At 71.3% G+C, this 13,043-nt stretch carries 9 protein-coding genes; 4 read left to right on the top strand and 5 right to left on the bottom strand.

Annotated elements, in window-relative coordinates:
* Entirely contained in the window at positions 1–2,553 is a 2,553-nt protein-coding gene (gene nirB, locus DRB89_RS00045) for a nitrite reductase large subunit NirB (protein WP_112450557.1), read from the top strand.
* The gene (gene nirD / locus DRB89_RS00040) at positions 2,550–2,885 is read left to right on the top strand and encodes a nitrite reductase small subunit NirD (RefSeq protein WP_112450556.1); all 336 of its coding nucleotides are present in this window, start codon (positions 2,550–2,552) and stop codon (positions 2,883–2,885) included. Before nirB ends, nirD begins: the two co-directional genes overlap by 4 nt.
* A gap of 32 nt (positions 2,886–2,917) precedes the next feature.
* Here the strand turns inward: nirD and DRB89_RS00035 are convergent, their stop codons facing one another.
* Positions 2,918–3,325 carry a VOC family protein gene (locus DRB89_RS00035; RefSeq protein ID WP_112450555.1) on the bottom strand — a complete coding sequence of 136 codons (408 nt, stop codon included), beginning with the start codon at positions 3,323–3,325 and terminating at the stop codon, positions 2,918–2,920.
* Between the two features lie 111 nt (positions 3,326–3,436).
* A complete protein-coding gene (locus DRB89_RS00030) occupies positions 3,437–3,904 on the bottom strand; it encodes a group III truncated hemoglobin (RefSeq protein WP_112450554.1) in 468 nt (155 codons plus the stop codon).
* Positions 3,905–4,196: 292 nt separating this feature from the next.
* On the opposite strand from DRB89_RS00030, the gene DRB89_RS00025 reads away from it, so the two are divergent.
* Positions 4,197–5,357 (top strand): alkaline phosphatase PhoX, encoded by a 1,161-nt coding sequence (locus DRB89_RS00025; protein ID WP_112453700.1) that lies wholly within the window; start codon positions 4,197–4,199, stop codon positions 5,355–5,357.
* A gap of 57 nt (positions 5,358–5,414) precedes the next feature.
* Here DRB89_RS00025 and DRB89_RS00020 read toward each other — a convergent pair whose 3' ends face one another.
* The 3 genes from DRB89_RS00020 to dusB all read right to left on the bottom strand — a co-directional run bounded on the left by DRB89_RS00020 (position 5,415) and on the right by dusB (position 11,249).
* Positions 5,415–6,494: a helix-turn-helix domain-containing protein gene (locus DRB89_RS00020; RefSeq protein ID WP_112450553.1), complete on the bottom strand. Its 1,080-nt coding sequence runs from the start codon at positions 6,492–6,494 to the stop codon at positions 5,415–5,417.
* A gap of 528 nt (positions 6,495–7,022) precedes the next feature.
* Positions 7,023–9,731 (bottom strand): pyruvate, phosphate dikinase, encoded by a 2,709-nt coding sequence (gene ppdK, locus DRB89_RS00015; protein WP_112450552.1) that lies wholly within the window; start codon positions 9,729–9,731, stop codon positions 7,023–7,025.
* Between the two features lie 375 nt (positions 9,732–10,106).
* Entirely contained in the window at positions 10,107–11,249 is a 1,143-nt protein-coding gene (gene dusB / locus DRB89_RS00010; protein WP_204357814.1) for a tRNA dihydrouridine synthase DusB, read from the bottom strand.
* Between the two features lie 64 nt (positions 11,250–11,313).
* On the opposite strand from dusB, the gene DRB89_RS00005 reads away from it, so the two are divergent.
* Positions 11,314–12,774 carry an MFS transporter gene (locus DRB89_RS00005; protein ID WP_112450550.1) on the top strand — a complete coding sequence of 487 codons (1,461 nt, stop codon included), beginning with the start codon at positions 11,314–11,316 and terminating at the stop codon, positions 12,772–12,774.
* Positions 12,775–13,043: the final 269 nt, after the last annotated feature.

The raw sequence follows: 13,043 nt of genomic DNA, 5'->3' as shown, positions 1-13,043 counted from the left end.
ATGGCCGCAGCCACGCCCACGCCCACCCCCGCCATCGTGCTCATCGGCCACGGCATGGTCGGCCAGCGCTACCTGGAGGCGCTCGCCGAGCTCGGGGCCACCGCCACGCACCGGATCACCGTGCTCTGTGAGGAGCCCCGGCCGGCCTACGACCGCGTGCACCTGACCTCGTACTTCTCGGGCAGCACCCCCGAGGACCTCTCCATGACCCCGGCCTCGTTCATGGCGGACCACGGGATCGCCCTGCACCTCGACGACCCCGCCGAGGCCATCGACCGGGAGGCCCGGACCGTCACCTCCCGCTCGGGGCGCGTGTTCCCGTACGACGTCCTCGTGCTCGCGACGGGCAGCTACCCCTTCGTGCCGCCGGTCCCCGGCAAGGACGCCCCGGGCTGCTTCGTCTACCGCACCATCGAGGACCTGCTGGCGATCGAGGAGTACGCCAAGACCCGCACAAGCGGCGCCGTCGTCGGCGGCGGCCTGCTCGGGCTGGAGGCCGCCGGCGCGCTCCAGGGCCTCGGGCTCGCCACCCGCATCGTGGAGTTCGCGCCCCGGCTGATGCCCGTCCAGGTCGACGAGGGCGGCGGCGCGGCCCTGCTGCGCACCATCCAGAACATGGGGCTCACCGTCCACACGGGCGTCGGCACCCAGGCGGTCGTGACCGGCGAGGACGGCTCGGTCACCGGCATGAAGCTGTCCGACGGCTCCACGGTCTCCACGGAACTGGTCGTCTTCTCCGCCGGCGTCCGCCCCCGCGACCAGCTCGCCCGCGAGAGCGGCCTGAGCGTCGGCGAGCGCGGCGGCATCGCCGTCGACGCCCGCTGCCGCACCTCCGACCCGCACGTCTACGCCATCGGCGAGTGCGCGCTCGCCGCCGACGGCCGCGTCTACGGCCTGGTCGCCCCCGGCTACGAGATGGCCGAGACGGCCGCCGAGGACCTGCTGGGCCGCGAGAAGGAGTTCACCGGAGCCGATCTGTCCACCAAGCTCAAGCTGCTCGGCGTGGACGTGGCCTCCTTCGGCGACGCGCACGGCGCCACCGCCGGCAGCCTCGACGTCGTCTACTCCGACTCCCGCTCCGGCCTCTACAAGAAGGTGGTCGTCTCCGCCGAAGGCGTCCTGCTGGGCGGCGTCCTGGTCGGTGACGCCGACTCCTACGGCCTGCTGCGCCCGCTCACCGGCTCCGTGCCGCCCGTCACCCCCGAGCAGCTGGTGCTGCCCGCCGGGGCCGGCGCGCCCGTCGCCCTGGGTCCCTCCTCGCTCCCCGACACCGCGGTGATCTGCTCCTGCCACAACGTCACCAAGAAGGCGATCACCGCCCACGCGACCGTGCCCGAGGTCAAGAAGTGCACCAAGGCGGGCACCGGCTGCGGCAGCTGCCTGAAGGTGATCGGCCAGCTGATGCCGCCCGCCGCCGACAAAGGGCTGTGCGACTGCTTCGCCTTCACCCGCGCCGAGCTCTACGAGATCGTGCGCACCCTGCGCGTGAGCTCGTACCAGCAGCTGCTGGACAGCCACGGCCGCGAGGGCGCGCGCGGCGGGGACGGCTGCGAGCTGTGCAAGCCCACCGTCGGCTCGATCATCGCCTCGCTCGCCCCCACCCTCGGTGCGAGCGGATACGTCCTGGACGGCGAGCAGGCCGCCCTGCAGGACACCAACGACCACTTCCTCGCGAACATGCAGCGCAACGGCTCGTACTCGGTGGTCCCGCGCATCCCCGGCGGCGAGATCACCCCGGACAAGCTCATCGTGATCGGCGAGGTGGCCCGCGACTTCGGCCTCTACACGAAGATCACCGGCGGCCAGCGCATAGACCTCTTCGGAGCCAGCGTCGACCAGCTCCCCCGCATCTGGGCGCGCCTGGTCGACGCCGGGTTCGAGTCCGGGCACGCGTACGGGAAGGCCCTGCGGACGGTGAAGTCCTGCGTCGGCCAGACCTGGTGCCGCTACGGGGTCCAGGACTCCGTGCGGATGGCCATCGACCTGGAGCTGCGCTACCGGGGGCTGCGCGCCCCGCACAAGCTCAAGTCGGCGGTCTCCGGCTGCGCCCGCGAGTGCGCGGAGGCGCAGAGCAAGGACTTCGGGGTCATCGCGACGGCGAGCGGCTGGAACCTCTACGTCGGCGGCAACGGCGGGGCCACCCCGCGCCACGCCGACCTGCTGGCCCAGGACCTGTCCGACGCCGAGCTGATCCGGCTCATCGACCGGTTCCTGATGTTCTACATCCGCACGGCCGACCGGCTGGAGCGCACGTCCACCTGGCTGGAGCGGCTGGAGGGCGGCCTCGGCCACCTGCGGGACGTGATCGTGCACGACTCGCTCGGGCTGTGCGCGGAGCTGGAGTCTTTGATGGCCGACCACGTGGAGCACTACCGCGACGAGTGGGCCGAGACCCTGGAGGACCCGGAGCGGCTGCGCCGGTTCGTCTCCTTCGTCAACGCCCCCGGCGCCCCCGACCCGACCGTGAAGTTCGTCCCCGAGCGCGACCAGGTCAAGCCCGACCTGGCCGTCCTCACCCTTGAGCCCGTTGGATCCCTGGGAGGTACCCGATGACCGTCGAACTGCAGGTGGACGAGGGCTGGCTGACGGTGTGCGAGCTGTCCGAGCTGGTCCCCGGGCGCGGGGTCGCGGCCCTGCTGCCCGACGGGAACCAGGCCGCGGTGTTCCTCGACCGCAACGGGCGCCCGTACGCCATCGCCAACCGGGACCCCTTCACGGGGGCGTACGTCCTCTCGCGCGGGCTGCTCGGCTCGGCGGAGGGGCGGACCTTCGTGGCCTCGCCGCTGCTCAAGCAGCGCTTCGACCTGGAGACGGGGCGCTGCCTGGACGACGAGGAGGTGGCGGTCCGCACCTATCCGGTGCGGACGGCCGCGACCTCGGCGTGAGCGGTGGGGCCGGTGAGCGGTGGGGCCCGTGATCAGCCCTGGACCATCGCCGGGTCCATCCACATGATCTCCCAGGTGTGCCCGTCGAGGTCGTCGAAGGCGCGGCCGTACATGACGCCGTGGTCCTGGGCCGGGCGGGGCTCGGTGGCCCCGGCCGCCAGGGCCCCGTCGACGAGCTCGTCGACCGCGGCGCGGCTCTCGGCGCTCAGACACAGCAGCACCTCGGAGGTCGTGGTCGCGTCCGCGATGGCCTTGTGGGTGAAGTCCTTGTACCGGGCCTCGGTCAGGAACATGGCCACGATCGAGTCGGTGATGGGCATCGAGGCGCAGTTCTCGTCGGTGAACTGGGCGTTGTAGGTGTAGCCGAGCTTGCCCCAGAAGGTCTTGGTGGCCTCGAGGTCCTTGACCGGCAGGTTGACGAAGATCATGGTGGAGGACATCGGGGTCTCTCTTCTCTCGACGCGTTCCGTTGCTTTCGAGAGGTAGACCGGGGAGTCCGGAGAAACTCATCGCTCCCCGCGAAATTCTTTCGAGAACTTCGAAACCGCAGGTCAGGCCCGCATCGAGCTCAGCTCCAGGGCCGCCAGCGGTACGAAGCCCACCGTGCCCTCGCCGCGCAGCAGCTCCGTGTCCGCGCCGGCGAGCCGCTTGTGCAGGGTCAGCGCGATCCGCTCGCCCTGCGCCTTGGCCCGCTCCGCGTTCGGGCCCCGGTGCAGTCCGTCGATCGTGGCGCGCCACAGCTGCACCCAGCGGCCGAAGTCCGCGGCGGTCATCTCGCGGGCCGCGTTCAGGACCGCGTGCGGGGCGAAGGCGTTGCGCCGGTAGTCGGCGCTGCGGAAGAGGGCCCGCTCCCAGAAATCGGTGATCCGGGGCAGGTGCACCTCGAGGTCGGTGCCGGCCACCTCGGTGAAGAACGGCCCGATCCGGGGGTCGGCGAAGGCCGCCGTGTAGAAGCGGCGCAGCACGACGTCCAGGTCGGCGCGGCCGGAGATGTCGCGGACGGCTGCGTGGTGGCTCATGGTTCCACCATCCTCCCGCACCGGGGCCGCCCCCAGGGCAGAAAGTCCCGCAGTACGTCACCCGGAGGTCGCCCGAACCCCCGTCCGGACGCCCGCCCGGACGCCGCCCGGACGCCCGCCCGGACGCAGCGCCCCGATATCCCGGAATCCCCTCAGCGGATTGACCCCGAGCCGGTCGCCCGCGCGCCATGTGGAATTGACGTCATGTCAACTCGGCGGTCCTATGTTCCTCGACGCGTGTGCGACTCCGCGCCCGACCGGGCGCGGAGCTCCTCCTTCTCCGGGAGTGACCGTGGAACGTCGTACCTTCCTGCGCGGGGCCGTCATCGGGTCCTCGGCCGCCGCCTTCGGCGGCACTCTGATGCACGGGGCCGCCTACGCGGCCCCCGCCCAGCCCGGCGCCGGCCCCTACGGGGCACTCGGCGCGGCGGACGCGAACGGCATCATGCTGCCCGCCGGCTTCAGCAGCCGGGTGATCGCCCGTTCGGGCCAGACCGTGAGCGGCACCTCGTACACCTGGCACAGCGCCCCGGACGGCGGCGCCTGCTTCCCGGACGGCACGGGCTGGATCTACGTGTCGAACTCCGAGATCAACCCCTCCGGCGGCGCGAGCGCGGTGAAGTTCAACTCCTCCGGCACCATCACCGGCGCCCACCGGATCCTGTCCAACACCCGGCAGAACTGCGCGGGCGGCAAGACCCCGTGGAACACCTGGCTGTCCTGTGAGGAGGTCGACCGCGGTTTCGTCTACGAGGCCGACCCGTACGGGGTGAACGCGTCGGTGCAGCGCCCGGCGATGGGCCGCTTCAAGCACGAGGCGGCGGCCGCCGACCCGGTGCGCCAGGTGATCTACCTGACCGAGGACGAGACCAGCGGCTGCTTCTACCGCTTCATCCCCACCACCTGGGGGAACCTCTCCTCCGGCACCCTCCAGGTCCTGAAGGCCGGCACGGCCACCTCCGGCTCCTTCACCTGGGCCAACGTCCCCGACCCGGACGGCTCGCCGACCGCCACGCGCAGCCAGGTCTCGGGCTCGAAGAAGTTCAACGGCGGCGAGGGCTGCCACTACGCCAACGACACGGTCTGGTTCACCACCAAGGGCGACAACCGGGTCTGGCAGCTCAACCTCGCGGCCGGCACCTACGAGCTGGCCTACGACGACTCCCTGGTGTCCGGCGGCGGCGCCCCCCTGACGGGCGTCGACAACGTCACGGGGTCCTCGTACGGCGACCTGTACGTCGCCGAGGACGGCGGCAACCTGGAGATCTGCGTGATCACCCCGGACGACGTGGTCGCCCCCTTCCTGCGGGTGACCGGCCAGTCCTCCTCGGAGATCACCGGCCCGGCCTTCTCCCCCGCCGGCAACCGGCTCTACTTCAGCAGCCAGCGCGGTACGAGCGGCAGCTCCACGGGCGGCATCACCTACGAGGTCACGGGACCCTTCCGAGTCTGACCGGCCGGGGCCGCATCCAGCCCCGGCGGGTCACGGACCCGCCGGGGCGCGGCCCGCTCACGAGGCGATCGCACCGCCCTTCAGCAGTGCGGCGCCCAGCGGCGTCACCGTGTGCAGCACCGCGTTGCCCCGGCGCAGCGTCGTGACGAGGCCCGCCTCGCGCATCACCCCGGCGTGCTGGCTCGCGGAGGCCAGCGAGACCCCCGCGCGCCGGGCCAGCTCGCTCGTGGTGGCCCCGTCGCCGATGGCCTGGAGCACCACCGAGCGGGTGTGCCCCACGAGCTTGCCCAAGTTGCGCTGGCGGTACTGGCGCTGCTCCTCCGCCGGCCGGGTGGCCTCGCAGCCGGCCTGGGCCGAGGACAGCTCGGCCGCGGCCGGGTAGACCAGCACCGGCGGCAGCTCCGGATCGTGCAGGGTCACCGCCGTGCGCCGGCAGAAGAAGGACGGCTGGAGCAGCAGCCCGCGCCCCCGCAGCCGTACGTCCCGGTCCACGGGGTAGTCGCACTCCAGCACCGGAGCCCGCCAGCGCAGCATCGGCGGCAGCGAGGCGAGCAGCTCGTCCGCTCCGCCGTCGAGCAGCGCCCGGCCGCGCGCGGCCCGCTCGGCCTCGATCTGGGCCTGGATGTGCGTCCAGTACGGCTCCACGGCCGCCCGGTGGTAGCCGCGCAGCTCGCCGAGAAGCCTGGGCAGGTGCGTGGTGGCGCCCTCCATGAAGTCCCGCAGCCGCCTGGGGACCATGCCGTCGGTGCCCGTGCCCGTACCCGGCGCCACGGGCATGCCGAAGGCCGCCGCCATGCCCGATCCCGCTCCGGCGCCCTGGCCGAGCAGCACGAGCTCGCGCCGCATCCGCTCGGGGTGGATCGCGCGCAGGGCGTCGAGGCCGACGTCCCACCCGTACTTCCCCTCGACGGGGGTGAGGAAATCGGGGAAATATCCGCGGCTCGGTATCAGCGCGCCGAGGAGCCGTGTTTCACCATTCAACCTGCTCCGGGTTTCCGTACGCCATTCACCGAAGAGCCGGGCATCCCGCCGGTCTCTTAATCGGTGAAAACTCAAAATCGTTTCCCACAACGCATCGGGACGCCCTGCCATCCGTACGCGTGCCAGGTCCACTCCAGTGAAATGGATACGCAGCACCGAACCCCCACCTGTGCAACCGCAATCCCCCCGCCCCATGAGTATGCACGCCGTCACACGTGGTCACCATGGCCTTTCAGCCACAGTTGAAACCCCTTTCGGCGGGGGTGTGACAACCGAAATCCTGTACTCCGCCGGGCACACTCCGGCGCGACCGAAACGCTCCGCGAAGGCCGTGGGGGGCTTTGCGGGGCCTGGCGGTCGGTCGCACCGGGTAGCGCCGACGTGTCCGGCGGATTGGCGACAGGCGGTGGACGGGTGGGGATCCGTCCACCGCCTGTTGCCGTTAAGGCTTGTGGAACAACATTGAACGAATATTGCCCGGCCGGGAACGTCGGAACGCCGGAACCGGAGCACGGGAACCGGAACGCCGGAACCGGAACGCCGAACCGGAACGCCGAACCGCGGCGCCGGGCCCCCGAACACCGGGCCCCGCCGCGGCCGGGAAATAGACGCGCCTGCCGCCGGGCGTCAGGAACCCGGGGGCAGGCGCGGTCCAAGGGGGCCCTGTACGGGGCCCTGGGCGGGTCAGCGGCTGTCGCTGCCCTTCGCCTCGGCGGCGGCGCGGCCGGCCTCCAGGCGCGCGACCGGAATCCGGAACGGCGAGCAGGAGACGTAGTCGAGGCCGACCTCGTGGAAGAAGTGGACGGACTCGGGGTCGCCGCCGTGCTCTCCGCAGACGCCGAGCTTGAGGTCGGGGCGGGTGGCCCGGCCGGCCTCGACGGCGCTGCGGACCAGCGAGCCGACGCCCTCCCGGTCGATGGTCTCGAACGGCGAGACCCCGAAGATGCCCTTCTCCAGGTAGGCGGTGAAGAAGCTGGCCTCGACGTCGTCGCGGGAGAAGCCCCACACCGTCTGGGTCAGGTCGTTCGTGCCGAAGGAGAAGAACTGCGCGGCCTCGGCGATCTGACCGGCGGTCAGCGCGGCGCGCGGCAGCTCGATCATGGTGCCGATGGTCAGCTTGAGGCTGGTGCCGGTGGCGGCCTCGACCTCGGCGATGACCTGGTCGGCCTCCTCGCGGACGATCTCCAGCTCCTGCACGGTGCCCACGAGCGGGACCATGATCTCGGCGCGCGGGTCGCCCTTGGCGTTCTTGCGCTCGGCCGCGGCCTCGGCGATCGCCCGGACCTGCATGGCGAACAGGCCGGGGATGACCAGGCCGAGGCGGACGCCGCGCAGACCCAGCATCGGGTTCTGCTCGTGCAGCTTGTGCACCGCCTGGAGCAGGCGCAGGTCGTTCTCGTTGGCGTCCTTGCGGGACTCGGCGAGGGCGACGCGCACCGACAGCTCGGTGATGTCCGGCAGGAACTCGTGCAGCGGCGGGTCGAGCAGGCGGACGGTGACGGGCAGCCCGTCCATCGCCTCGAACAGCTCGACGAAGTCCTTCTTCTGCAGCGGCAGGAGGGCCGCCAGCGCCGCCTCGCGCTCCTTGTCGGTGTCCGCGAGGATCAGGTGCTCGACCAGTTCGCGGCGCTCGCCGAGGAACATGTGCTCGGTGCGGCACAGGCCGATGCCCTGGGCGCCGAAGCGGCGGGCGCGCAGCGCGTCCTCGGCGTTGTCGGCGTTGGCGCGCACGCGCAGCCGGCGGACGCGGTCGGCGTAGGCCATGATCCGGTGGACGGCGGCGACGAGCTCGTCGGCGTCGTCGGCCCCGGCGTGCATGCGGCCCTCGAAGTACTCGACGACCGGCGACGGTACGACGGGTACCTCACCGAGGTAGACCTTGCCGGTCGAGCCGTCGATGGAGACGACGTCGCCCTCTTCGACGACCGTTCCGCCGACCGTCATGCGGCGGCGCTTGGTGTCGACCTCGAGGTCCTCGGCGCCGCAGACGCAGGTCTTGCCCATGCCGCGGGCGACGACGGCGGCGTGCGAGGTCTTGCCGCCGCGCGAGGTCAGGATGCCCTCGGAGGCGATCATGCCGTCCAGGTCGTCGGGGTTGGTCTCGCGGCGGATCAGGATGACCTTCTCGCCCGAGCGGGACCACTTGACGGCCGTGTAGGAGTCGAAGACGGCCTTGCCGACCGCCGCGCCCGGGGAGGCGGCGATGCCGCGGCCGAGCAGGGTCGTCTTGGCGTCCTCGTCGAACCGCGGGAACATCAGCTGCGCGAGCTGGGCGCCGTTGACGCGCTGGAGGGCCTCGGCCTCGTCGATCAGGCCCTGGTCCACGAGCTGGGTGGCGATGCGGAAGGCCGCGCCCGCGGTGCGCTTGCCGACGCGGGTCTGGAGCATCCACAGCTGGCCGCGCTCGATGGTGAACTCGATGTCGCAGAGATCCTTGTAGTGGGTCTCCAGCGTCGTCATGATCGTCATGAGCTGGTCGTACGAGGCCTTGTCGATCGCCTCGAGGTCCGCCAGCGGGACGGTGTTGCGGATGCCCGCGACGACATCCTCGCCCTGGGCGTTCTGCAGGTAGTCGCCGTAGACGCCCGCGTGGCCGGTGGCCGGGTCGCGGGTGAAGGCGACGCCGGTGCCGGAGTCGGGGCCGAGGTTGCCGAAGACCATCGAGCAGATGTTGACCGCGGTGCCCAGGTCGCTCGGGATGCGCTCCTGGCGGCGGTAGAGCTTGGCGCGGTCGGTGTTCCAGGAGTTGAAGACCGCTTCGACGGCGAGGTCGAGCTGCTCGCGGGCGTCCTGCGGGAAATCGCGGCCGGCCTGCTTGGCGACGATCTTCTTGAAGCGGGCGACCAGCTTCTTGAGGTCGGCGGCGTCGAGGTCGGTGTCGACGGTGACCTTCTTGGCGGCCTTGGCCTCGTCGAGGGCTTCCTCGAAGAGCTCGCCGTCCACGCCCAGCACGGTCTTGCCGAACATCTGGATGAGGCGGCGGTAGGAGTCCCACGCGAAGCGCTCGTTGCCGGCCTGCGCGGCGAGGCCGACGACGGACTCGTCGGAGAGGCCGATGTTGAGGACCGTGTCCATCATGCCGGGCATCGAGAACTTGGCGCCGGAACGCACGGAGACCAGCAGCGGGTCGTCCGACTGGCCGAGCTTCTTGCCCATCTTCGCCTCGAGGGCGGCGAGGTGCGCGCTGACCTCTTCGCGCAGCTCGGCCGGGGCCTCGCCGCTGTCGAGGTAGACCTTGCAGGCCTCGGTGGTGATGGTGAAGCCGGGAGGGACCGGCAGACCCAGGTTGGTCATCTCGGCGAGGTTGGCGCCCTTGCCACCGAGAAGGTCCTTGAGGTCGCGGTTGCCCTCCGTGAAGTCGTAGACGAACTTCTGATCTTTGTTTTCCGACACGGGTCTCGACTCCTCGAGGCTCGGTGGCTGCCCTGACGGCCAGGAACATACCCAGATCGAAGGCTTCTGGGTACGTCCACTTGGCCGTCATGTGGCCGTAACCACCCGCCCGCCACCACTTCGAAAGTAACTGGCGAGTAGCCAGAACATACGAAGAGTCTTCACATCCCGAAGGATCAAGGGCTCACTGAGGCTCAATCACGCTCGGATGAGCGATCATCGATACATTTGCGTTCAAGAGTTGAACGCACAAAGGGTGGCACCCAGTGCCACCCTTTGAAAGTCTTACCCGTGACCAACATGCTCATCTGAGCGAAACCTCACCCATGCGTGGCGTATGTCACGCCGCAGATGGCACGTTTTGCCAACGACTTCTCAACCTCCGGACGTGTCCAGTTCGGCTTCCTCGCTCACGCCCGCACAGTCATAGGGATCCTTCAACCAGCCTTCGGGCAGGACAACCCGGTTGTTTCCGGACGTCCGGCCGCGCGGACCGTCCGCGCTCTCCGGCCAGGGCTGGTCCAGATCCAGCTCGCTCAGATGAGCATCCAGCTCGGCCAGGGAGGAGGTGACGGCAAGCTTGCGCCGCATCTCCGAACCCACCGAGAAGCCCTTGGTGTACCAGGCCACGTGCTTACGGAAGTCGATCACCCCGCGCGCCTCGTCGCCGATCCACTCCCCGAGCAGTTGGGCGTGCCGGTGCATGGTGCGCGCGACCTCGCGCAGCGTGGGCTTGTGGAAGTCCTCGGGACGCCCCTCGAAGGCCGCGACCAGGTCGTTGAACAGCCACGGCCGCCCCAGGCAGCCGCGGCCCACGACCACGCCGTCGCAGCCGGTCTCGCGGACCATGCGCAGCGCGTCCTCGGCGCACCAGATGTCGCCGTTGCCGAGCACCGGGATCTCCGGCACGTGCTCCTTGAGCCGCGCGATGGCGTCCCAGTCGGCGGTGCCGCCGTAGTGCTGCGCCGTGGTGCGGCCGTGCAGGGCAATGGCGGTGACGCCCTCCTCGACGGCGATCCGGCCGGCGTCGAGGTAGGTGAGGTGGTCGTCGTTGATGCCCTTGCGCATCTTCATCGTGACCGGCAGGTCGCCCGCGCCCGCGACGGCCTCGCGCAGGATCGCGCGCAGCAGGTTCCGCTTGTAGGGGAGGGCCGAGCCACCGCCCTTGCGGGTCACCTTGGGGACCGGGCAGCCGAAGTTGAGGTCGATGTGGTCGGCGCGGTCCTCTTCGACGATCATGCGCACCGCTTTGCCGACCGTCGCCGGGTCGACCCCGTACAGCTGGATCGAGCGGGTCTTCTCGGTCGCGTCGAAGTGGATCAGCTGCATGGTCTTCTCGTTGCGCTCGACCAGGGCCCGGGTCGTGATCATCTCGCTCACGAACAGCCCCTTGCCGCCCGAGAACTCGCGGCACAGGGTTCGGAACGGGGCATTGGTGATGCCGGCCATCGGCGCGAGCACCACCGGGGGCTGCACGGTGTGCGGGCCGATCGCGAGAGGCGGGGGGAGCGTGGTCATCCCCCCATTGTCGCGCAGTCGCGCCTCGGGTCACACTTCTTTAGTTAGCCGTACTATCGGCATCATGCGCGACTTGAGCCCCAGGAGGCGCCTGCTCGTCCTGGCGATCTGCTGCATGAGCCTGCTCATCGTCAGCCTCGACAACACCGTCCTGAACGTGGCCCTCCCCTCGATGCGCCGCGATCTCGACGCCTCCGTGGCCGGCATGCAGTGGACGATCGACGCCTACACGCTGGTCCTCGCCGCCCTGCTGATGCTCGCCGGCTCCACGGCGGACCGGATCGGCCGCCGCAAGGTCTTCACCGTCGGCCTGGTCCTCTTCACCCTCGGCTCGCTGCTCTGCTCGCTCGCGCCGAGCCTGGGCTGGCTCGTCGTCTTCCGGATGGTCCAGGCCGTGGGCGGCTCGATGCTCAACCCGGTCGCCATGTCGATCATCACCAACACCTTCACCGACCCGCGCGAGCGGGCCCGCGCCATCGGCGTGTGGGGCGCGGTGGTCGGCGTCTCCATGGCAGCGGGCCCGCTGATCGGCGGCCTGCTCGTGGACTCGGTCGGCTGGCGGTCCATCTTCTGGGTGAACCTCCCCGTCGGCATGGTCGCCCTCGCCCTGACCCTGCGCTACGTCCCCGAGTCGCGGGCCGACCATCCGCGCCGCCCGGACCCGGTCGGGCAGCTGCTGATCATGACCCTGCTCGGCTCCCTCACCTACGGGATCATCGAAGCCCCGGCCGCGGGGCCGGGCTCCCCGCTGATCCTCGGCTGCGCCGCGCTCGCCGTCGCCTCCCTGGCCGGGCTGCTGGTCTACGAGCCGAGGCGGGCGGAGCCCCTGATCGACCCGCGGTTCTTCCGCAGCGCCCCCTTCAGCGGGGCCACGGTGATCGCGGTGTGCGCCTTCGCGTCGCTGTCCGGGTTCCTGTTCCTGAACACCCTGTACCTGCAGGACGTACGGGGCCTCGACGCCCTGGACGCCGGCCTCTACATGCTGCCCATGGCGACCCTGGCCTTCCTCTGCGCCCCGATCTCGGGCCGGCTGGTCGGCACCCGGGGCCCGCGGCTGCCGCTGGCGGTCGCCGGAGTGACCATGGCCGCGAGCGGCCTGCTCTTCGCCGCGTTCTCCGCCGAGTCCTCGACCCCGCTCCTCTTCATCGGGTACGTGCTCTTCGGGCTCGGGTTCGGCATGGTCAACGCGCCCATCACCAACACGGCCGTCTCCGGCATGCCGCGCGCACAGGCGGGCGTGGCCGCGGCGGTGGCCTCCACCAGCCGGCAGACCGGCGGAACCCTGGGCGTCGCGATCGTCGGCGCGGTCCTGGCCGCCGGCATGGCGGGTGCGCCCGGCTCCCCGACCGACTTCGTCGCGGCGGCCCGCCCCGCGTACTGGATCATCACGGTGTGCGGCCTGCTCGTCCTGCTCGTGGGCCTGGCCACGAGCGGCCCCTGGGCCCGGGCCACGGCCCTGCGCACGGCCGCCGCCCTCACCCCGGCCGCCGCCCCGCCCCGGACGAAGACCCCGCCGACGGCGTGAGCCGGCGGGGGCGTACGGGGCGGGGGGGACCGGCCGCACGCCCCGTACGCCCCGCCGACGGGCGGGGGCCGCCGGGCAGCGGGCAGCGGTCAGCGGGCAGGCCAGGGGCCGGCGGGCAGGGGCCGGGGGTCAGGCCAGGGGCCCCGCGGGCAGGGCCCCGGCGGGGGCCCCCCCGACCATCCCGGCCCGGTCGGCCGCACCTTCTCCGCCACCCGGGGCCGCGCCAGGGCGTCCGGGAGCCTGGCCGCTCCGCGCCTAACCGGCACCTC

The organism is Streptomyces sp. ICC4, from assembly GCF_003287915.1.
GTDB lineage: Bacteria > Actinomycetota > Actinomycetes > Streptomycetales > Streptomycetaceae > Streptomyces > Streptomyces tritrimontium.
This window is presented reverse-complemented; position numbering and strand designations above follow the sequence as displayed.

Bases quoted from the DNA above. Each gene is read 5' to 3' on its own strand.
- dusB (WP_204357814.1), bottom strand. From the start codon at position 11,249: ATGACCACGCTCCCCCCGCCTCTCGCGATCGGCCCGCACACCGTGCAG.
- DRB89_RS00005 (WP_112450550.1), top strand. From the start codon at position 11,314: ATGCGCGACTTGAGCCCCAGGAGGCGCCTGCTCGTCCTGGCGATCTGC.
- nirD (WP_112450556.1), top strand. From the start codon at position 2,550: ATGACCGTCGAACTGCAGGTGGACGAGGGCTGGCTGACGGTGTGCGAG.
- nirB (WP_112450557.1), top strand. From the start codon at position 1: ATGGCCGCAGCCACGCCCACGCCCACCCCCGCCATCGTGCTCATCGGC.
- DRB89_RS00035 (WP_112450555.1), bottom strand. From the start codon at position 3,325: ATGTCCTCCACCATGATCTTCGTCAACCTGCCGGTCAAGGACCTCGAG.
- DRB89_RS00030 (WP_112450554.1), bottom strand. From the start codon at position 3,904: ATGAGCCACCACGCAGCCGTCCGCGACATCTCCGGCCGCGCCGACCTG.